The following is a 22,284-nucleotide window of genomic DNA, read 5'->3' as shown; positions in this document are numbered from 1 at the left end:
TCATCTAAAGCTCGATTTCCGTCGAAATAAGGCTTCCTAATCAAAGGGCCCTCCTGGCCCTTGATTAGCTCATCACCTCCTGTGATGAGGCCTTATTTCGTCGAAAATCTCGCTAAGATGATTTAGCGAAAAATTTCTATGTCGCTCAAAATTAGCTTTTTTGTAGGAAAATCATAAAATGTTTAAGGAGCCTGAATTTCAGGCTCCTTTAATATTACCCACACTTACTATAACCGCACGAACGGCAAATGACGCATCCGCCTTCATGTTCTAGCTCTGTGCCGCAGTCAGGGCAGACGGCACAGCCGTTACTATCATCTTCTAATATATCATAATCTTCATCTTCTTCAACGAACAGGTCGACGGAGGTTGCAGCAATTTCAGAAGCAGAAACAGGATAGAAAGGTTTTCCTTTCGTATATTCCAGAAAGTTTTCTATTGCCCGGGCGATAGCATCAGGACAGGATACATTGGGCACACCTTTTCGTTTAATGGCAGCGGCACAGCGTATTCCTTTCAGTTGATGGATAATTTCTTCAATGGGTATTCCTGATCGTAAGGCCAGGGAGATCAACCGACTTGTAGCTTCAGACTGGGAACGGCAGCCACCGCCGCGCCCGGTGGAAGTGAAGACTTCACAGATTCCCTGCTCGTCTGAGTTAATGGTAATGTAGAGTTTACCGCAACCGATCCTGGTCTTTTCTGTTGTTCCAAAGGTGATTTTAGGTCTTGGGCGTTTGACTTTCTTCTCTTCAGTTTTCTTTTGCTTTGAATCTTTTTTTGTTTGAAGAACCTGGCTGCTCCGGCTGCCATCTCTATAAATAGTTACGCCTTTACAGCCCAATTTATAGGCCAGCTTAAAGACTTTTGCTACATCGGCCAGAGTAGCTTCATGTGGGAAGTTTACTGTTTTGCTTACTGCATTATCGGTATATTTCTGGAATGCTGCCTGCATCCGAATGTGCCATTCCGGTGAAATATCATGGGCTGTAACGAAAATTCTTTTTACATCTTCAGGAATTTCTTCAATATCCTGAATCGAACCTTCACGGGCAATCCGTTCCATTAACTCAGGGCTGTAAAAACCTCTTTCTTTGGCAACAGCTTCAAAGAGAGGATGTACTTCGATCAATGTACCATCTATGACATGCCGTTCATATGAAATGGCAAATATAGGTTCAATTCCGCTGCTACAATTGGCAATGATACTGATACTGCCTGTCGGTGCAATGGTGGTTGTGGTGGCATTACGAATCGGTTCGGTATAAATACTACCTTTGATATTTGGGAAAGCTCCCCGTTCTTTTGCTAACTTGCGGCTTTTTGCCTTAGAATGTTCATTGATAAAGGACATTACTTTTTCTGCCAGCTCTACAGCTTCTTCAGAGTTATAAGGAATGCCCAGTTTAATCAGCATATCTGCCCAACCCATAACACCAAGGCCAATTTTGCGGTTCCCCTTGGCCATTTTATCGATCTTCTCTAAGGGGTACTGGTTCATATCGATAACATTATCCAGGAAATGTACAGCATCAGCAGTAACACGAGCCAGCTTATCGTAATCGATAACAGCTTTGCCATTTTCAGTCTTAACCATATTGGCCAGGTTAATGGAACCTAAGTTACACGCTTCATATGGTAAAAGCGGTTGTTCGCCACAATTATGGACAATAATACCGTTTGCTATAAGTGAATGGGTTACAGGTTCGGTTAAATCATAGACAATTTCTTCACCCAGGTACTCTATTTTCATAACCGTTTCTGTCATTTTTTCAGAGCAAAGATCTTTGCCTTCAATTTTAGCTAACAGATTTCTCTTTTTTATAGAAAGGAAATTAATTTTATCTGCAAATACCTTTAAGGAGGCATGGGAAATATTTAATTCATAAAGTTTTCCATCTGTTTTTTCACCATCAAAGTTATCTTCATGAGGTGCTCTACTCCTGTCATAAATCCTGGATTTAATTCCCAAATTGAGAAGCAAAAGTTGAACCTGTTTTAATAATTCCTTTGATTTAGATATTAGCTGAACATAATAATTTCCGTGCTCTTCATCTATTTTAACTGTACCATCCGCAGTAAAAAGTGTCATAAGGAAACCAGTTACGGTTTCATAAGGTGCGGTAAATATTGTTTCTGGTACTTTTTTATTTTCAGCTTCAGTAGCTTTTACACCCAGTTTCTTAAAAAACTCTACAAAATATTTACTATGATAAGAGAGGTGGTAAATACTATTCTCCTGCTTAACTTCCTGAATTTCTTTACCATACATCTTATTAATGATAGGTTTTAGATAGTTCAGGATTTCTTTATCATCACTGCTGAAAGTGAAACCAACCTGATAGTTTTTGTCATCATCCCTTAACCAGCCATTACCGATAAGCCAGCCAAGAACCTGGCCTAATTCTTTGGACCATTTATCAGGGAAATTAAAGGTATATGTTTGTCCATTATCATCAGTATAAGTATTTTGAATTTTGAAGGGAAGTTCTTTATGCTGTGAAAAAGATCCTGCACCGGATTGGATGAGAACTTTATCTCCAACTTTTATGTTCTTAAGCTCTTTCCATCCCTTATCTGTCAGAAATTTATGATCAGGGGTTGCTTTTATTTCATAACCGGCTTTAGTTGTCAGTTTTATAACTTCTTTTTTACCATTTTTATAGACCCTGGATGTTATATTTAAGGAGGTACCTATATTGGACATATCTGGCAGTGAGTCTATAATAGTAGGAACCCGATTGTCGGTTACAATTTTAAGCCCACCATTTTTATATTTGGCATAGAGTTCATCTATTCTTATTAATCCATATTCTGTTGCAATCAGGGTATCACCGGTAATACACGGATTGGTACTCTCAATCTCTCCTAAGTGGGGAGTAGGGTTGTCCCGGTTAATCCGATCAAGGAAAATAATTCCCGGTTCGCCGTTAGCATGTGCCATTTCGACGATTAAATTAAAGACTTCTCTGGCCCGCAGTCGTTTAACAACTTTATTGGTCCTTGGATTAATCAAATCATATTCTTCATCTCGTTCTACAGCTTCCATAAACTCTTCAGTAAGGGCTACAGAGATATTGAAATTATTCAAACGGTTTTCATCTTTCTTACAGGTTATAAATTCCAGAATATCCGGGTGGTCTACTCGAAGAATGCCCATGTTAGCGCCCCGGCGTTTTCCACCCTGTTTTACAGTATTGGTAGCAGCATCAAAGACCTGCATGAAGGAGATAGGTCCGCTGGCAATTCCTCCGGTGGTACGGACAATATCATTTTTGGGCCTGAGACGGCTAAAACTAAAGCCGGTACCGCCGCCGCTCTTATGGATTATAGCAGAATTTTTAACAGCCTCAAAAATTCCTTCCATACTATCTTCAACAGGTAAGACAAAACAGGCTGATAACTGTTGTAAATCTGTTCCTGCATTCATCAAAGTAGGTGAATTAGGGAGAAAATCCAGATTAGTCATCAGTTGATAAAAAGTTTCCTTAGCTTTAGCTTCATCTCCGCCATAAAGGCGTTCTGCTTCGGCGATGTTAGAAGCAACACGGTCGAAAAGTTCTTCCGGTGTTTCAATGAGTTGATGTTCTTCATTACGTTGTAAATAACGCGCTTCCAATACCTTTTTGGCATTCGGTGATAAATTAATGGTATTCATGTTTTCCCTCCTAAAAGATGAATTACTTTCCTAATTATATCGCATTTAAATTAGTCAGTACAGACCATCTAATAGCAGATATTGTGGGTCTGATTGAATTAAAACCACAATTTATTGATAAATATGCTGATTTGAAGGCTATAGAGGGTACAGGAATCAATAGGCCGTTTTTCCATAAAAAAGACCAGGCAAAAAGTTTTCCCTGGCCTAGAAATAGTTTATTCCAGAACTAAGTATGATTTTATCTCCATTTGGGCTTGATATTCACCGGTTCGGGTAAGTGAACCGTTAATTAATACCTTTTTACCGATGTTTTTTTGTAAAGTTTCTTTAGCGAGACCGTTTAATTCAATTACCTGTTGGTCAGGGGTTATGATAAGCAATATATCATCGATATTTTTTAGTCTTCCCAGAACAGAGACTTCTTCAAGGTAATATATGTATTTTGGATAATCAGTATTATACATTTCTACAGTGAATTTTCCTTGAAAGTAGTTTCCGTTTGTTTTGTCCACTTTTCCTGTTAAGATTAATGGAATTCCTTTTAAATTTCTTAAAACCTTTTTAAGATCACCCTTAACAAGATATTTTTTATCATTTTCTGTTTTGAGAATCAAAAGACTAATTTCGCCTGTTCCTTCTTCATAAAGAGTTCCTTTTAATGTTTTATATTCTATCATAGGTTGTTTTTTTAAGGCTAGAGTATATGAACTGAGCCCAATTATTAACAGAAAAATTAAAGTATAAGCTAAATATTTCTTTAACATTTTTATATCTCCTCCTGATAAATGCTTCTGTAGATGAATACACCTGTGTTTGCATTAAGGTTAATATTTAAAGTAATATCAGCACCTGTTCCACAAATCAGATAGTATAGAACGCCAGTGGCTTTGATGGAAAAATCTTCGCTTATATTTAATGCATTTAATATTTTTGTTTCGGGTTGAACTTTTAAATCCATAGGATAATTTAATATTGGATTAATATCATATTCCCCTACATAATTGGTTGCAATCCAGTCCAGAAATAGAGTAGAGAATGTACGATATTTTTCAGAAATAACATTAACAGGATCAGATGGACTTGTATTTATATCTTTAATGATTTGTTCTCCAAATAGATGATATAGATAGAACGCAAATAGGTTACTGGCACCATAATCGCTTAGTTTATTTTCCCAGGATAGAAGTGATTCATCAGCCGGTTTATTAAAATATCCTAAAGCATCTGGATTAGTTTCGGTTCCGTCACTATTATAAATCCGTCCATCACCAACATAATTATAATATCCGTTTAGATACTGTGCTAGACCTGAGAATCCTTCATTGATCCAGGTATCTTCAATAACACGATATGCAAATAGTTTTTCACAGAAAAAGATTAAATGCTGGAATTCATGAGCTACAGTACTTAATAACTCATTTAACAGACTTTTCTTATCATTATCCAATTCAAGGACATTAGAATTAAGATAGATCATATCTGCTTCATTGGAATCTTCAATATATGTTTTTGGTAAGTAGTCACCTAAAAAGAAATATCCCATAACTATTCCAGGGCCATCAAATATTATGGGGGTTAATAAAATTATTATTTTTCCATTTTCATCATAATCGTATGAAGTGTATTCATGACTGGCAAAAAACTTCATATTAGTAGGATATATTTGATTATCAAATTGTTCAGCAATGTAATCTAAATCTGTCTGATTGATTGTGATATTATTGTCAACATAAATATAAGAATGATTGCTGATCCTTTTTAAAGTAGCAGTTATTGAATAATAATATTCTTCTCTATTAAAATCCCGAATATAAAATGTTCTTTCAGATCCCAGAGAATATGATTGAATGTTAAACCGGGATTTTGTAATATTTTTCAATATCTCCTCAAATCCATATTGTTCTATCAGTTCTTTTTCTTTTTGACGTAATTTTGCATCCAATTCTTTCTGGTTAAAATAGATATTCTCTTTTAAATTATAAAAATTATTTTTAAGCTGCTGTAATTTTGCCATCTCCCTTTTTATTGGGAGTTGGATTAGATTAGTTTCAATATTTTTGTTATTGATATTGGCTGTAATGGTACCTTCAAAATGGTTGTTAGTATTAGAATTGAAATTAAGCGGAGTTATACCCACTACTATATAATCATTAGAACCCAGATAACCTAAAGAAATAGATTTTTCATCTTCAGCATCAAAAATATATTCTTCAAATTCCGGAATAGATGTTTCTGAAGTTGATGAGTTTAAATATATGGTAATATATCCTGCATCAAATCTATTAAAATAGTATCCAGAATAACTTTTATAACCTCTTTTTTCAATTTTATATTCATATAGGATACCGCGCCAGATACGGGGTAGAAAAACTTCACCATTGATAGTTAGTCCTTTATTGACAATGTTTCCATCTTTGAATACAGTAATTTGCGCATTATCGATTGGTTGTCCATTTTCATCATAAACTTCAATTTTGACCTGAGTAAGGTCTTCCTCTTCAATTAATTTAACCTCTTTTGTAATATCTTTTGAGATTAAGAGATTATCGTCTATAAATGCTTTATACCCTTCTTTGCCTACTACCAATGTATATTTACCGCTTTTAAGATTAGGGAATTGATATATAGATGAATTTGTGGTGAAATCAACAATATTTTTATCAGAATCAATCAAGACAATTAAATCAGCCTCGATGGTTGAACCATTAGAATTTATTACTTTCACATTAAGGTCAGAGTAAGTTACAGTGGTTTTATTTAAGGTTTTTACGTTGAAGCATCCAGTTAAACTTAACACTATAATTAAAAAAACACTCATAAATAGTAGTTTTTTTAATTTCATATTAAGTTAGCTCCTTTCGTGAAAAATTATGGCTTATGACATATATTTTGCTAATAATATTGAGCATCCTTCTTGAATGGTATTATTAAATTTTTCAACTATACTATCGTTAAAATTATTTTTAAGAAAAATATTCGGATTTTTGTCTTGAATAATGGTTTAAAGAATGTTATGATAAACATAGAATCAACTAAATAACGAACAATAATAAAAATATTATAAAAATTGTTCGTAAATATAATTTTAGATAATACTGCAAAAAACTAATTTTGAGCGACATAGAAATTTTTCGTTAAACCATCTTGGTGAGATTGAAGTCGAAATAAGGCCTCATATGAGGAGGTATAACCATTTTAAATTTTTCAAATTATGAATAGGAGGGGAATAATGGAGAGAAATATTTTTAAGAACATAAGCCCGCTGGATCATCGTTATTCAATCCCGGAAGAGGAATTTAAAGATTTGTCCTATTATCTTTCTGAAGAAGCAGTGATCCGTACCCAGGCTGAAGTGGAGTTGGCATTAATAAAAGTGTTACATAAGCGGGGTTTTTGTGGTATTGAGGTGGTAAAAGAGGTAAAAGAAGCTGTAAAGACCATTACCCCTGAAGAAGTCTATAAAGAAGAGCAGAAGACCAGACATAATATTCGCGCACTGGTTAACTGTATTCGCAATCGGGTGAGTCCAGAGGCCAGACCATTTGTTCATTTTTCGGCTACTTCTGTAGATATTATGGATACTTCTGCTGCGATTCGTTATCGTGATGCAGCAGAAAAATTAATCTTACCGGCATTAAAAGATCTGATGACAGTTCTTTTAGAGGTTGCCTGGACTGAACGGAAGACTATTCAAATTGGTCGGACTCATGGACAGCATGCTGTGCCCATCACTTTTGGATTTGCACTTTCCTTATATATAAGCCGTTTAGGTCAGCAAATGGAAAAAATCCGTAAGGCAGCAGCTAATTTACGGGGAAAGATGGCTGGAGCAGTTGGTGCATATAATGCCAGTTCTTTATTTATAGATGATCCCATCCAATTTGAGAAGGATGTATTAGCTGAGTTAGGGTTAAAACCGGCTCCTATTTCATCACAGATTGTTCAACCTGAATATGTTCTGGATTTTGTTCATACTCTTGTCTCCACCTTTGGGATTTTGGCCAATTTTGCAGATGATATGCGCCATTTACAGAGGACGGAGATTGATGAAGTAGGAGAATATTTTGCACCTGATCAGATTGGTTCTTCAACAATGCCTCATAAGCGGAATCCCGTCAACTATGAGAATGTTAAAAGTATGTACAAGGAGTTTATGCCGCGGATGGTTACCCTTTATCTGGACCAGATTTCTGAACACCAAAGGGATTTAACCAATTCTGCATCTGGGCGATTTGTGGTAGAGATAATTGCTGGACTGGTGCTTTCTATTAGGCGTTTGACCCGGGTAATCAGTAATATGTGGGTCAACCGGGAGCAGATGAAAGCAAATTTTGATAAGACCCGGGAATCATTTATTGCTGAACCGCTGTATATTCTCCTGGCTGGTTACGGCCACCCAGATGCCCATGAGGCAGTCAGGCTTAAGACACTTAAGGCAAAGGAGACGGGTAAGACAGTCTATCAATTGATGTTAGAAGATGAGGAGATGAAAAAATATTGGGATCGATTTACAGATGAACAAAAACTTTTGATTCAAAATCCAGAACGGTATCTGGGCCAGGCTGTAGAAAAAACTGAATTCATTGTTCGTGAGTGGAAAGAGAAATTAAAAAATTTCTAAGGGGGATGTTTACTGTGGCAATTCAGAAATTAGAATTACGTTATGAAGGAAAGGCTAAAAAAATTTTTGCAACTGATAAACCCGGTATTCTCTGGGTTGAGTTTAAAGATGATGCCACTGCCTTTAATGGGCAGAAGAAAGGTACTATTGATAATAAAGGCAGGTACAATAACCTGATTTCTGCTACCATTTTTAAAATGTTAAGTGATTTAGGTGTTGAAAATCATTTTGTTGAATTAATCAGTGATACGGAGATGCTGGTCAAAGGAGTAGAGATTATTCCTGTTGAATTAGTAGTAAGAAATATTACTGCTGGCAGTCTCTGTAGAAGGTTAGGGATTAAAGAGGGTATAAGATTGGAAACTCCATTGGTGGAATTTTATTATAAGAATGATGAACTGGGTGATCCTTTGATTACAGAAGATCACATTAGGGTTTTAAATATTGCAGCACCTGAAGAGGTTGTATACTTAAGAGAGGAAGCATTAAAAATTAATTCTATTTTGATTGAATATTTCAGGAAATTAGGAATTGATCTGGTGGATTATAAATTAGAGTTTGGTAAAACCCCTGAGGGTAAAATTCTTCTGGCAGATGAAATTTCTCCAGATACCTGCCGGTTATGGGATAAATCAACGGGTGATAAACTGGATAAAGATCGGTTCCGTCTGGATATGGGGAAGGTCGAGGAAGCATATCAGGAGATTTTGCGCCGGGTGCGGGGTTAAAAAGAAAAGGAGGAGATTTTGCTGATGTTTAGAGTTGAATTAAAGATTATGCCGCGGAAAGGTATCTTAAATCCAGAAAGTTCTACGGTTACCCGGGCCCTTAAGGCAATGGGGTATGATAAGGTTAAAGGATTGGAAATAGGTAAGTTTATGGAGTTTGTTGTAAATCTAGATGATGTCAAAACAGCAGAAGCCTATGTAGAAGAGATTTGCAAACGTCTGCTGGCCAATCCAGTTATAGAAGATTATATCTATGAGATTTTTCCACTGGAGGAGGAGTAAAGATGCATTTTGGAATCATAGTCTTTCCCGGCTCCAACTGTGATCATGATTGTAAATATGCTGTAGAGTTTATGGGCCATACTGCTGAATATCTCTGGCATGCTGATAGAGTATCTCTTGATAGATTTGACTGTATTATCATTCCCGGGGGTTTTTCCTATGGGGATTATTTGAGAGCAGGAGCAATAGCCCGGTTTGCTCCGATAATGGAGGAGGTACAGAAATTTGCCCGAAAGGGAGGACTGGTCATAGGAATTTGTAATGGTTTTCAGATTTTATTGGAAGCGGGACTTTTACCGGGAGCGATGCAAAAAAACCGGAGTCTGAAATTTCAATGTGAATATATCTATCTTAGAGTGGAGAATGCCGATACCCCTTTTACTAATCAGATGAGAAAAGGAGAAGTAATCCAGCTTCCCATAGCCCACGGAGAAGGAAATTATTATTTGAATCCTGAGGAAATTGCAAAGCTTGAAGCTAATGGACAGATTCTTCTCCGCTATGCTACCCCGGAAGGTGAAGTGACTGATGAAGTAAATCCCAATGGTTCCATCTCCAATATTGCCGGGATTGTCAATGAAAGTAAAAATATCTTTGGCCTGATGCCTCATCCAGAAAGGGCAGTTGATGATCGGCTGGGTAATGGCTGTATAGATGGACGTAAAATTTTTAACTCAATTATTGCATATTTGACAGAGAAGGGGGAACTCCCATGTTAACAGCAGAACTTAAGGAAAAACTGGCTGCCAATGGTTTAACCTATGATGAATATCAGAGAATTATTGAAATTTTAGGCCGTAAACCCAATGATCTGGAATTGGCTCTCTATGGTGTAATGTGGTCTGAACACTGTAGCTATAAGCATTCTAAGGCTCAATTAAAGACTCTTCCCACTGAAGGTGAATGTGTTTTACAGGGGCCGGGTGAAAATGCCGGAATTATCGATATTGGTGGTGGTATGGCTGCCGTCTTTAAGATTGAAAGTCACAACCATCCGTCTGCTATCGAACCATATCAGGGCGCTGCCACAGGTGTGGGAGGGATAGTACGGGATGTATTTGCTATGGGTGCTCGACCAATTGCGTTACTCGATTCTCTGCGTTTTGGTGATCTTTCAGATGAACATGTCCAATACCTCTTTAACGGTGTAGTTGCGGGGATTGCTGATTACGGTAACAGTCTGGGAATCCCTACTGTTGGCGGTGAGACCTATTTTAATAAAAGTTATCAGGGCAATCCATTAGTTAATGCTATGTGTGTTGGGGTAATGCCGGTCAGTGATATGGTTACTGCTTCTGCATCCGGGGTTGGCAATCCGGTTATGATAGTAGGTGCTGCTACTGGTCGGGATGGTATTAAAGGCGCCAGCTTTGCTTCTGAGGAGTTAGGCGAAAATTCGGAAGAGAATCGGCCGTCGGTTCAAGTGGGAGATCCTTTTATGGAAAAATTACTGATGGAAGCCTGCCTGGAACTGATAAAAACCGGAGCTGTAGTTGGTATTCAGGATATGGGAGCTGCAGGGCTTACAAGTTCTTCCTGTGAAATGGCCAGCAGAGCCGGTACGGGAATTGAATTGGATGTGGCATTAGTTCCTGCCCGGGAAGAAGGTATGACTCCATATGACTTTATGCTCTCTGAGTCCCAGGAGCGGATGCTGGTGGTTCCAAAGAAAGGGCGTGAAGAAGAGGTAAAAGCTATTTTTGAACGGTGGGGTTTAAATGCTGTGGTTATCGGTAAGGTAACCGATGATGGCAATTTGACCATTAAGGAAAATGGCAAAATCGTGGCTCAACTTCCAGCCCGCTCTTTAGCCCATGATGCACCTGTATACCATCCGGAGAGCAGACGTCCGGCCTATCTGGATGAAGTAGAGAAATTTGACTTAAATCAAATCCCATTACCGGCAGATGAAGAATATAATGAAATTTTGTTTAAATTAATAAGTAGTCCTAATCTTGCCAGTAAAGCCTGGATTTATAGGCAGTATGATCATATGGTCAGGAGTAATACTGTGGTTCTTCCAGGTTCTGATGCTGCGGTTATACGTGTAGAAGGTACAGATCGGGGTCTTGCGATCTCGACTGACTGTAATAGTCGCTATTGTTATCTAAATCCGCGTCGTGGTACCATGATTGCGGTGGCAGAAGCGGCCCGGAATGTGGTTTGCAGCGGTGGCAAACCGCTGGCCATTACAGATGGAATGAATTTCGGTAATCCTGAGAAGCCGGAGATATTTTATCAATTTAAAGAATCGATTGCCGGAATGAGAGAGGCCTGTCTGGCTTTAAACACTCCCGTTACCGGAGGTAATGTTAGTTTTTACAATGAATGTTCAGGTAAAGCAATATATCCAACCCCAATTATTGGAATGGTGGGTGTTTTAGAAAATTTTGAAGATGCGGTTACCATAAGCTTTAAAGATGAGGGTGATTTGATATTTCTTATTGGTATTAACAAAGAAGAGTTGGGCGGCAGCGAGTATTTGTCTTTAATTTACGGTCTTGAAACAGGTCAGGTACCTGAGCTTGATCTTAAATTGGAAAAAGCAGTTCAACAAGCTGTTCTGGATGCAATAAGAGCAAAGATTATAAAATCGGCTCATGACTGTGCAGAAGGTGGATTGGCGGTGGCTCTTGCTGAATGTACATTTGAACAGGGGTTAGGGGCAGTAATTGAATTAGATGAAGATAAAATTCGACCTGATGCTCTGCTCTTTGGTGAAACCCAATCCCGGATTATAGTTACCATTGAAGAGAAAGATGTTGAGCGGTTTATGACTATATGTAGTGTAAATAATGTCCCTGTCCAAAGATTGGGCCGGGTTCAGGGTGATAAATTGAAGATTAATAATTGGATTGAAGTAGAAGTTACCCAACTAAAATTCAGATGGGAGGAGGCTATTCCATGTATTATGAACCAAAGATAAAAGAAGAGTGCGGCATATTCGGAATCTTTGGTCGAAAAAATGCCTCCCAATTGACTTATTTTGGTCTTCATGCTCTACAGCATCGGGGTCAGGAGAGTGCAGGAATTGTCGTTTCTGAGGATGGGGATTTTAGCATTCATAAAGGGATGGGTTTGGTTAGTTCCGTATTTGGCGAAAATAATTTGCGTAAGTTAAAGGGGGATAGAGCCATTGGTCATGTTCGCTATTCTACCACAGGCTCCAGCCTCTTAAGCAATGCTCAGCCCCTTTTAATCAACTCTGGCAAAGGAATGCTGGCCCTGGCCCATAACGGAAATCTGGTCAACGGCTATAAGATTAGAAGACAATTGGAAAAAGAGGGTTCTATCTTTCATACTACACTGGATACTGAGGTGATTGCTCATTTAATTGCCCGTTCCCGGGAAAAGAATATTGAAGATTCAATTCTGGACTGTCTTAAACAGATTAAAGGAGCTTTCAGTCTGGTTTTGCTTACCAAAGATAATCTTTACGGAATTCGGGATCCTTATGGTTTTCGGCCTCTCTCTTTAGGTAAACTGGGAGATGGATATGTTTTAGCTTCTGAGACCTGTGCTCTGGATATTGTGGGAGCTGAGTACGTCCGTGATATTAAACCCGGTGAGATGGTTATAATTAACTCACAGGGTGTTTGTTCGATTCAGTATGCGGAAGGCCATTCTGCCTTCTGTATTTTTGAGTTTATCTATTTTGCCCGTCCTGATAGTATAATTGGCGGACAAAATGTACATCTGGCCAGAATGGAGATGGGAAGGGCGCTGGCCCGGGAAATGTCGGCAGAAATTGATGTGGTAGTCCCTGTTCCTGATTCTGGAATTTCAGCAGCTCAGGGGTTTGCAGAAGAAAAGGGGATTCCTTTTCAATGGGGATTGATAAAAAATCGCTATGTAGGTAGGACCTTTATTTCGCCAGAACCGGAGATTCGTGATATAAAGGTAAAGTTAAAATTAAATCCTATTTGCGAGATTATTAAGGGAAAACGGGTTCTCTTAATAGATGATTCTATTGTACGCGGGACAACCAGCAAGCGGATTATCAAAATGCTAAAGGAGAAGGGAGCAAAAGAGGTTCATTTTGGTGTCAGTTCACCACCTGTTGTTTATCCCTGTTATTATGGTTTAGATACTTCCAATCGGCGTGAACTGATTGCAGCCAGGATGAGTGTAGAGGAGATTTGTAATTATATTGGTGCTGATTCTTTAACTTATTTGAGCCAGGCTGGTATGTTGAAGGCACTGGCCAGAACAGAATTGGGGTTTTGCACTGCCTGTTTTGATGGTAATTATCCTATAGGTAAAGGAACAGGTAAATATTCCCTTGAAGAGGGGAGGAAATGTTGTGGGGTCTAAATTTAGTTATCGTGATGCAGGTGTCGATATTGATGCGGGAAATCAGGCAGTAGAGCGGATTAAAGGGCTGGTGGCCCGTACCCATAACCCGGCTGTTCTAGCAGGACTCGGAGGCTTTGGCGGTCTTTTCAAACTGGATATTGAAAAAATGAAAGAACCGGTTCTGGTTTCGGGAACTGATGGTGTGGGAAGTAAAATAAAAATTGCGATGGCTTTAGATCGTCACGATACAGTGGGAATTGACCTTGTGGCCATGTGTGTCAACGATATTCTGGCCCAGGGAGCCAGGCCGCTCTTTTTTTTAGATTATCTGGCTGTAAATAAAGTAATTCCGGAACAGATAGAGGCCTTAGTAAGTGGGATTGCGGAAGGTTGTCTTAAAGCAGAGTGTGCCCTAATTGGAGGCGAAACTGCAGAGATGCCTGATCTTTATCAGCCTGGTGAATATGATATGGCAGGATTTGCGGTAGGAATTGTTGAACGAAAAAAGATGATTACTGGGGAAAATGTAAGGGCTGGCGATCTTCTTTTGGGTCTTAAAAGTTCAGGTATTCATAGTAATGGTTATTCTCTGGTGCGAAAGATCTTTTCAAAAGAGCGGGGATATGAGTTGGATATGGTTTTACCCGAACTGGGACTTCCTTTAGGAGAAGTACTTTTGACACCAACCCGGATTTATGTAAAACCGGTTCTTGCTTTGCTTGATAGATTTACCATTGGTGGAATTGCTCATATTACTGGTGGGGGACTTTTGGAAAATATACCGCGTTCTTTACCTAAAGGTTTAAAAGCTGTTGTTGATGAAGGAAGTTGGCCACGGCCGGCTATATTTGAGATTATAGAAAGATCCGGGGTTGAGAAGATGGAGATGTATCGTACTTTCAACCAGGGGATCGGTATGGTTTTAATAGTTAAACCGGAGGAACTTAAAGAAATCCAGGAACTTTTAAGTGAGATGGGAGAAGAAAGTTATGTGATTGGTGAGGTAACTCAGAGAAAGGCGGGGGAAGCTGCATGTCAGATCCGATCCGTTTAGCGGTTTTGGCTTCAGGTTCGGGAACAAATCTTCAGGCCTTTATTGATGCCATTAAAAGTGGGGAACTCAATGCAAAGATAGCTCTTGTGATCAGTGATAACCCTGATGCCTATGCTTTGACCAGGGCAAGAAAGAATAAAATTCCGGCCTATTATGTCGGACGTGAAAAATTTAATTCCAGGGAAGACTATGAGTTGAAGATGGTGAAGATGATCAAAGAAGCAGATGCAGATCTGGTTCTTCTGGCCGGATTTATGCGTCTTTTATCCCCGGTATTTTTGCACCATTTTCCGAACAGGATAATGAATATTCATCCATCCCTTTTGCCGGCTTTTCCGGGGCTTGATGCTCAGGGCCAGGCTTTGGAATACGGAGTTAAGGTGACTGGCTGTACAGTGCATTTTGTTGATGAAGGGATGGATACAGGGCCAATTATTCTCCAGGCAGCAGTTCCGGTATATACGGGAGATACTCGTGATGAGCTGGCTTATCGTATTCAGATGGAAGAACACCGGATTTACCCAGAAGCGGTTCGCCTCTATCAGGCGGGTCGATTGAAAATTGATGGAAGACGAGTCATAATTTTACCAGAGGAGGAATGCAGAAATGAAACGTGCCTTGATTAGTGTTTCCAATAAGGAAGGGATTGTCGAATTTGCAAAGGGTCTTAAAGAACTCGGTATAGAGATTATTTCAACTGGCGGTACTGCGAAAATACTTGAGGAAGCAGGTCTTAAAATTATTCAGATTTCAGAGATTACCCGTTTTCCAGAAATGATGGATGGCCGGGTCAAAACTCTCCATCCTAACGTTCACGGTGGCATTCTTGCGCGCCGTTCTAATCCCAATGACTTAAAAGAGTTGGCTGAGCTTGGGATAGAAACCATTGATCTTGTAGTGGTAAATCTTTATCCGTTTGCCGAAACCATTGCTAAAGATGATGTTGATTTGGATGAAGCGCTGGAGAATATTGATATTGGTGGTCCAACTCTGATCCGGGCTGCTGCCAAAAATTTTAAAGATGTAGCTGTGGTTGTGGATCAAGCTGATTATCCTATAATTTTAGAAGAATTGAGAAGTTCAGGTGGAGAGTTGAGTTTTAAAACCCGGTTAAAACTGGCTGGTAAAGCATTTAACCATACTGCCAATTATGATGCAATGATCGATAATTATTTTATGGGTCTATTAAAGAAAGAGACAGAAGAGATGTTCCCTGAGAGGATGCAGATTCGTTTAGAGAAAGTAATGGATTTGCGTTATGGTGAAAATCCTCATCAAAAAGCTGCCTTTTATCGGGAAATTGGTGCTCCGGCCTTTAATTCTGTTAGCACGGCAAAACAACTGCATGGTAAAGAACTTTCCTTCAATAATTTAAATGATGCCAATGGTGCTTTAGAACTGGTTCGGGAATTTATAGAACCAGCAGCAGTTATCATAAAACATGCTAATCCCTGTGGGGCGGCAGTAGCAGAAAATCTGGCGGAAGCCTATAAGAAAGCATATGAAGGTGATCCGGTATCTGCATATGGTTCTATTGTTGCTGTCAATCGACCCATTGACCTGACTACTGCTAAAGCTATGACTGGTAAAGATAAATTCATTGAAGTGATTTTGGCGCCTTCCTATGAACCGGAGGCTTTAACTGTTTTAAAAGAGCGCTGGAAAAATGTAAGGATTCTTGAGGTAGGAAAATTGCTTACTTATCCAGAACTACCAGCTAGTTTGCCAATTTTTGACTTAAAACGGATTCAGGGAGGCCTTTTGGTTCAGGAATTAGATCGTGAAGATTTGATAGAAGAAGAATTAAAAGTTGTTACAAGTGTTCAACCAGAAAAAAAGGAGCTTAGTGATTTAAGACTGGCCTGGAAAATTGTTAAACATGTTAAATCCAATGCCATTGTTCTGGTCAAAGATGGCGCTCTGGTGGGTGTAGGAGCAGGTCAGATGAGCCGTGTGGATGCTATGGAGATTGCTATCAATAAAGCTGGAGAGCGTGCAAAGGGTGCAGTAGCGGCCTCTGATGCCTTCTTCCCGTTTCGGGATGGGATAGACCTGGCAGCTAAGGCAGGAGTTAGGGCAATAATCCAACCGGGTGGTTCAATTCGGGATGAAGAAGTTATTGCTGCTTGTAATGAACATGGCATAGCCATGCTCTTTACTGGAATGCGGCATTTTAAACATTAAAAACAATAGCCCTTCAGGATGAATGATTCTGAAGGGCTTTTTCTATGTCTAGATGTCAATTTTCTTTTGTGTTACTAATTTTCTGGGTTTGAACAAAATATTCTTCAAACACTCTATTTTTATTTATTACTGCAAAAAGCTAATTTTGAGCGACATAGAAATTTTTCGCTAAATCATCTTAGCGAAATTTCCGACGAAATAAGGCCTCATCATAGGAGGTGATGAGCTAGTTCTAAGGGCCAGGAGAGCCCTTTGATTAGGAAGCTTTATTTCGGTGGAAGGTGAGCTTTAGATGGTTCGAAAAATTTCTCAAGGAGCGAAAAATTAGCTTTTTGCAGTTTAACCAAAGATTTTTTTAACTTGTTTCAAAAGAAAAATTTAATGATAAAAACAGGAAAATGGAGCGAGATGTAGAATAGCTTAATTAGGACAAAAGTCCCAGAAAAATGATTCTAGACAAGGACTATAGATATAAGGGGGGTATAGTTATGGATTGTCCTCTCTCTTATCAAAATGTGATAAAAAACGGAAACCTGGTTTTGAAATATTTCTCAAAAACAGTAAATGGTTCATGCTGTTGGTATGCTTTAAAACAGGATGAGACAGCTTTTGAAGTTTTAACTTTTTCAGATAGACAGGAGATTATTGCTGTATATCAAAATGGGCATTTAGTGTATTTGAATAAAGATTTATTAAGATTACCAATGATGCTTCAGGAAGGTTAACCTGCTTTTAAGGAGTCAGGTTTTTATTTTCTCCAATACTGGTAAAATATGGATTCGGCTTCTTTTAAAATTTTTTCAGCATTACTTTTTAAGGATTTATGGAATTTTACATATTGCTGATATAGTTGATTGAGGATGGCCTGATCTTTTAAAGAGATAGTAGTAAAATCAAGGACTTTTGTCTGTTTTATATCATTGGGTTCAAATTTGCCCAGACCTGAACCATATTCACGTTTCTGACCTTCGAATATCTCTTTTGCCAGGTCAGTGATTAGATATAAAAAGATAATATTTCGATATTGCTGGCCTAAGGAGTTTAGATAGATACTGTGAAAACAGGTTAGATTTAAGGCTCTGGTATTATTCTGGATAAAAACTACCTGCTTGCGGCTAAAAGTTTTGACCAAAAGGTCAGCAGGAGTAGAAAGTTCCATAGAAAACCAGGGATTACGTTTCCGGGTAAGATAACGGGTATGAAAACCCTTTTTTTCTCCCCACTTAATATAGGCTTTTAGATTTTCATCTATCTTTTTAGAATTGACAGTTAATAAAAATACTTTCTTATTAGCAGAAATTAGATTTTGAAGATCTCTTTCATCAAAGATGTTATTTTTAATCTGTGAAGCTCTGGTCAAGCAGGGTGTAAGATAGTTTGGATCTATCCTATGTAAAATAGCATCAGCTTTTGATAAAGTAAAAAATTCATTGGCACCTGTAGCTATTCCCCTTTTTACTCTGGCGAATTTGCTAAATTGAACCAGATTTGAACACTTTTCTAATTGGAGATTAATCTTTAAATCTCTATAATAATACTTCCATTTTACCTCCGGTTTTAATTGATCGAGGCTATAAGTTTTAGCATCAAGATTAGAACTTTTATGAGGGCAGTAAAGGTATTTTTCTATCTGTTTAAGATCAGCCATATTTTTTACATTGAAGATGTTAAGGTGTTTTTTTTTCTCATTATCGAAAAGAAGAATAGCAGAAGTGGTTAAAAAGCCTTCAAAAACCTGAATAGATGGATCAAAGATGATAAGATGCCTTATAGAGCAATTTTTCAAGAGAAATTTTTTTATACTGACTCCGTAATCAGCGTTTAAAAATTCAGATGGAATAATAAATGCTGCTCTTCCATTTGGTTTCAAAAGTTGGAGGGATTTTATTAAAAACAGGGCATAAATATTGGAAAAACCTTTTAATTTCAGGTTATATTGCTGATTAAACTTATCAATGAGTGAAAGATTTTCTTTGTAATCCTGAAAATGAATATATGGCGGATTACATATAATTCCGTCATATTGTTTATTGGTTTCAGTTAAAAGAAAATCTTTTTTTAAACAGGTCAAATTTAGAAGTAGTGATGAGAATAGGTTTTCAGCCATCCTGGCCAGTTTGGGATCGATCTCATAGCCTTCCAGTTGATATGATTGGGGGTCAGGTAATTGGCGAAAGAAGATTCCAAGACCTAAAGCAGGGTCCAGAAGCTGGCCCTGGTCAAATTTGTCAGTAATCCATTTCACCATAAATTTAGCAATTTGAACAGGAGTAAAAATTTGACCGAATTTTTTCCGATGTTCGGGACTAATAGAGGTTACATATTTATTTTCAGGCTCAGTATATTTCATTAATCATCCCTCATTTTTATTTAAGACATATCACGGGCCAGATCCCGTGGATTTATTTGTTTTTCATTATCAACTAACCTTATATCATAGTAGAGTTTATATGTCAATAGATTGAAGGGAAAGATAAAGAGTCTATATTAATTTTCCGGGGTTTGACAGTATTCTTTGATTTTATTATAATTTGAGTATATAGGTGTAAAGGGAGGGAGTAGAATGAAAATATTGGTGGTAGATGATGATCAAAATCTATGTAAATTGATTAAAATATATTTGAAAAATGCAGGTTATGAAGTTGTAGTGGCAATGGATGGGATAGAGGCGTTAGAAGTATTTCGCAAAGAACGACCGGATCTGGTAATTCTGGATATTATGATTCCTTTTATGGATGGTTGGGAAGTCTGTGAACAACTCCGACGGGAATCTAATGTACCTATTATTATGCTTACAGCAAAAGATACCAAGGATGATAAGATCAAAGGGTTGGAAATGGGTGGAGATATTTATATTACCAAACCCTTTGATCCAGATGAACTGGTGGCTCAGGTTAAGGCAGTTTTTCGGCGCATGGGAAATCAGGAGGTTTCTATATTGCAATTTCCGGATCTTGTTATAAACCGGAGTCAACATAAGGTTGAGTTGAAGGGAAAGGAAATTAAACTATCCCCTAAGGAGTTTGAACTGCTTTGGTTTTTAGCTTCCCATTCTGGACAGGTCTTTTCCAGAGAACAGCTTCTCGATCAGATCTGGGGCTATGATTTTTATGGAGGAATACGTACAGTAGATAGCCATATCAATCGCTTACGGGAAAAATTTGGCGGTGCCGGGGATGATTATATTAAAACTGTCTGGGGCGTAGGTTATAAATTTGAGGTGGAAAAGCAATGATCCGGAGTATTTTTGGGAAATTAATGATCCGTTTTACAGGTTTGATTCTTTTGATCCTTTTTATATTAAGTATTTCTCTGACTTATTTTTTTGAAGATTATTATTTTCAGACAAAAGAAAAGGAATTTATTAATGTTGGTCAAAAGATAGCAGCCATAGCCGGACAGTCAGTGTTAAGAGGTAGTTTGTATTATACTGCTGTCATGACTCAACTTCAGCGTTCGGCTCAGTTAATTGACGAACATATCTGGATTGCCGACAGACAGGGAATGATTCAGGCTGCGACAGCCGGTGAAAGATGGTTGGGTGTAAAACTGGATCGTGAAGCAGTGACTCAAGTATTAAATGGAAAAATAATAGCCATTCGTGGTGCTTTTAAATATTTTGAGGAGCCGATTTTGATGGTAGCCGTTCCCATTGAAGTAAACAATCAGGTATTGGGAGCAGTTTTTGTATACAATACAATTGCCGGCATTTCGGGGACGATACAGAAGCTGCGACAATTACTTATCACCATTGGATTAGCTGTATTGGTATTGGCAATATTTTTAAGCTATCAGTTCTCCCGTTCTATTTCCGATCCTTTAAGAAAGATCAGCTCAGCAGCAATAGAGATGGCTGATGGAAATTATGATGTCCAGCTTGAGGTGGATAGACAGGATGAAATCGGACAATTAGCAGCTAATTTTAATTTTTTGTGCCAGAAATTAAGAGACCATCTTAGGCTGCAGAGGGAATTTGTGGGAAATGTTTCCCATGAATTAAAGACACCCCTTACCTCCATTCGCGGTTATGTAAAAGCTTTGCGAGATGGAATCTTTGAGGATGAGGATTCTCCAGAGGAGTATTGTAATATTATAATGAATGAAGTTGATAGGATGAACCGCCTTGTAACAGAACTTCTGGATCTGTCTAAGATTGAGAGCGGAATTATAAAATTTAAAAAAATGGCTTTTGAATTAGAAGAAGTGATAAGAAAAACAGTTAGTAATCTGGTTCCTATCATAGAGAAGGGTAGGTACAAAATTGAGGTAGAGTTGGCCAGTAATCTTAAAAAAGCCTGGGGTGATCCTGACAGGATAGGCCAGGTATTGATTAATCTGGTCCGTAATGCCATTAAACATTCAGAACCCGGTTCCACTATCTGGATACGGGCTAATATGGAGGATGAGATGATTAAAGTGGAGGTAGAAGATGAGGGGTGTGGAATTCCTGCTGAGGAACTGGATCATATCTGGAATCGCTTTTATAAGGTAGATAAAGCCCGTACCCGGGGTGAAGAAGAGGGAACAGGTCTGGGCCTGGCTATTGTCAAAGAGATTATTGAACGGCATGGCGGGAAAGTGGATGTAAAAAGTGAAGTAGGAAAGGGGTCTGTTTTTAGCTTTACAATCAAAAGTGTTTAACTTTAACTTAAACTTAAATTCGTCTAGAGGACTATTTTTTATAGAAGAGGACTGCATTTTGCAGTCCTTAATATGTTTAAAAAATAAAAAATGTGGTAAAAATAAATAATAAATAAGAACTCTCTTAAAAGAGGAAGACTTAAAATTCCATTATTAAGGAAAGAATTACATATGTAACAAAAATAAATATTAAAATCTAAAAAGTCTTTACATTTTAACAAAAATAATATATTATATTTATGGTTGTTGGGTTATATATTTATATAAATTAGCCTGTTTTGGTTAGTGGAAACTTAGCTACATTTTCTTAATTTTTTACATTAAAATTATAAATTATTGAAGGAATTTTTTCGATTATAACGAATCTAATTATCATAGGTTCGTTAACAGAAAAATATATAACAGATTATTTTCAGGAAAATTACCATTACTAAAAGGGAGGTATTGCCAATGATTAAAGTAAATGATAGGGTAAGATATAAAAATGTTCTTGGGGAATGGCATGAAGGAACAGTTCTTAAGGTAAATAAAGTTACCTACAGAATAGTTAATGATAAAAATTTTAAAATCTTAAGTATTAGAAAGGATCATGTTGAAAAATTAGAAAATGTTAATTAGAAAGTCTGTCCCCCTTCTAACAGGGGACTTTTTCTTTTAGTAGAAAGATTTAGGACGTTTCTTTTAGGAATTACCTCCAATTTATTGGAGAGATGAAAGGCGAAAAAATTTGATGTCACTCAAAATTAGCTTTTTGTAGTGAAATAAGATTAATGAATACGGTAAAGTACTAGATAGGTATTTTGTTCTTACTTTTTTG

At 37.8% G+C, this 22,284-nt stretch carries 17 protein-coding genes; 13 read left to right on the top strand and 4 right to left on the bottom strand.

The window, feature by feature from the left end; translation table 11 throughout:
* Positions 1–214: 214 nt before the first annotated feature.
* The 3 genes from BBF96_RS13180 to BBF96_RS13165 all read right to left on the bottom strand — a co-directional run bounded on the left by BBF96_RS13180 (position 215) and on the right by BBF96_RS13165 (position 6,503).
* The gene (locus tag BBF96_RS13180; protein ID WP_127017595.1) at positions 215–3,658 is read right to left on the bottom strand and encodes a TSCPD domain-containing protein; all 3,444 of its coding nucleotides are present in this window, start codon (positions 3,656–3,658) and stop codon (positions 215–217) included.
* A gap of 218 nt (positions 3,659–3,876) precedes the next feature.
* Positions 3,877–4,425, bottom strand: a complete 549-nt coding sequence (locus BBF96_RS13170; RefSeq protein WP_127017593.1) for a hypothetical protein — start codon at positions 4,423–4,425, stop codon at positions 3,877–3,879.
* A gap of 2 nt (positions 4,426–4,427) precedes the next feature.
* Entirely contained in the window at positions 4,428–6,503 is a 2,076-nt protein-coding gene (locus tag BBF96_RS13165; protein WP_127017592.1) for a carboxypeptidase-like regulatory domain-containing protein, read from the bottom strand.
* Between the two features lie 387 nt (positions 6,504–6,890).
* On the opposite strand from BBF96_RS13165, the gene BBF96_RS13160 reads away from it, so the two are divergent.
* From BBF96_RS13160 to BBF96_RS13115, 10 genes are all read left to right on the top strand, one after another.
* A complete protein-coding gene (locus tag BBF96_RS13160; protein WP_335876630.1) occupies positions 6,891–8,282 on the top strand; it encodes a lyase family protein in 1,392 nt (463 codons plus the stop codon).
* A gap of 20 nt (positions 8,283–8,302) precedes the next feature.
* Entirely contained in the window at positions 8,303–9,010 is a 708-nt protein-coding gene (purC, locus tag BBF96_RS13155; RefSeq protein ID WP_127018270.1) for a phosphoribosylaminoimidazolesuccinocarboxamide synthase, read from the top strand.
* 24 nt (positions 9,011–9,034) lie between these two features.
* Positions 9,035–9,292, top strand: coding sequence for a phosphoribosylformylglycinamidine synthase subunit PurS (gene purS / locus BBF96_RS13150; RefSeq protein WP_127017591.1), 258 nt, complete (start codon positions 9,035–9,037; stop codon positions 9,290–9,292).
* 2 nt (positions 9,293–9,294) lie between these two features.
* On the top strand, positions 9,295–10,011 hold the full coding sequence (gene purQ, locus BBF96_RS13145) for a phosphoribosylformylglycinamidine synthase I (protein WP_127017590.1): 717 nt from the start codon (positions 9,295–9,297) through the stop codon (positions 10,009–10,011).
* The gene (purL, locus tag BBF96_RS13140; protein WP_127017589.1) at positions 10,005–12,218 is read left to right on the top strand and encodes a phosphoribosylformylglycinamidine synthase subunit PurL; all 2,214 of its coding nucleotides are present in this window, start codon (positions 10,005–10,007) and stop codon (positions 12,216–12,218) included. The genes purQ and purL overlap by 7 nt, the downstream gene beginning before the upstream one ends.
* On the top strand, positions 12,197–13,606 hold the full coding sequence (gene purF / locus BBF96_RS13135) for an amidophosphoribosyltransferase (protein ID WP_127017588.1): 1,410 nt from the start codon (positions 12,197–12,199) through the stop codon (positions 13,604–13,606). The genes purL and purF overlap by 22 nt, the downstream gene beginning before the upstream one ends.
* A complete protein-coding gene (gene purM / locus BBF96_RS13130; RefSeq protein WP_127017587.1) occupies positions 13,596–14,642 on the top strand; it encodes a phosphoribosylformylglycinamidine cyclo-ligase in 1,047 nt (348 codons plus the stop codon). The genes purF and purM overlap by 11 nt, the downstream gene beginning before the upstream one ends.
* Positions 14,621–15,268 (top strand): phosphoribosylglycinamide formyltransferase, encoded by a 648-nt coding sequence (gene purN, locus BBF96_RS13125; protein WP_127017586.1) that lies wholly within the window; start codon positions 14,621–14,623, stop codon positions 15,266–15,268. Before purM ends, purN begins: the two co-directional genes overlap by 22 nt.
* Entirely contained in the window at positions 15,249–16,826 is a 1,578-nt protein-coding gene (gene purH, locus BBF96_RS13120; protein WP_127017585.1) for a bifunctional phosphoribosylaminoimidazolecarboxamide formyltransferase/IMP cyclohydrolase, read from the top strand. The genes purN and purH overlap by 20 nt, the downstream gene beginning before the upstream one ends.
* Positions 16,827–17,314: 488 nt before the next feature.
* The gene (locus tag BBF96_RS13115; RefSeq protein ID WP_127017584.1) at positions 17,315–17,551 is read left to right on the top strand and encodes a hypothetical protein; all 237 of its coding nucleotides are present in this window, start codon (positions 17,315–17,317) and stop codon (positions 17,549–17,551) included.
* 23 nt (positions 17,552–17,574) lie between these two features.
* Here BBF96_RS13115 and BBF96_RS13110 read toward each other — a convergent pair whose 3' ends face one another.
* A complete protein-coding gene (locus BBF96_RS13110) occupies positions 17,575–19,176 on the bottom strand; it encodes an HsdM family class I SAM-dependent methyltransferase (RefSeq protein WP_127017583.1) in 1,602 nt (533 codons plus the stop codon).
* Positions 19,177–19,389: 213 nt separating this feature from the next.
* On the opposite strand from BBF96_RS13110, the gene BBF96_RS13105 reads away from it, so the two are divergent.
* The 3 genes from BBF96_RS13105 (at position 19,390) to BBF96_RS16495 (ending at position 22,085) form a co-directional block, all read left to right on the top strand.
* Positions 19,390–20,061, top strand: coding sequence for a response regulator transcription factor (locus BBF96_RS13105; protein ID WP_127017582.1), 672 nt, complete (start codon positions 19,390–19,392; stop codon positions 20,059–20,061).
* Positions 20,058–21,467, top strand: coding sequence for a sensor histidine kinase (locus tag BBF96_RS13100; RefSeq protein ID WP_127017581.1), 1,410 nt, complete (start codon positions 20,058–20,060; stop codon positions 21,465–21,467). The genes BBF96_RS13105 and BBF96_RS13100 overlap by 4 nt, the downstream gene beginning before the upstream one ends.
* A 450-nt stretch (positions 21,468–21,917) precedes the next feature.
* Positions 21,918–22,085: a hypothetical protein gene (locus BBF96_RS16495; protein ID WP_164731067.1), complete on the top strand. Its 168-nt coding sequence runs from the start codon at positions 21,918–21,920 to the stop codon at positions 22,083–22,085.
* Positions 22,086–22,284: the final 199 nt, after the last annotated feature.

The organism is Anoxybacter fermentans (genome assembly GCF_003991135.1).
Taxonomy (GTDB): domain Bacteria; phylum Bacillota; class Halanaerobiia; order DY22613; family DY22613; genus Anoxybacter; species Anoxybacter fermentans.
The sequence above is the reverse complement of the archived record's forward strand: the minus strand, read 5'-3'. Positions and strand labels throughout refer to the sequence as shown.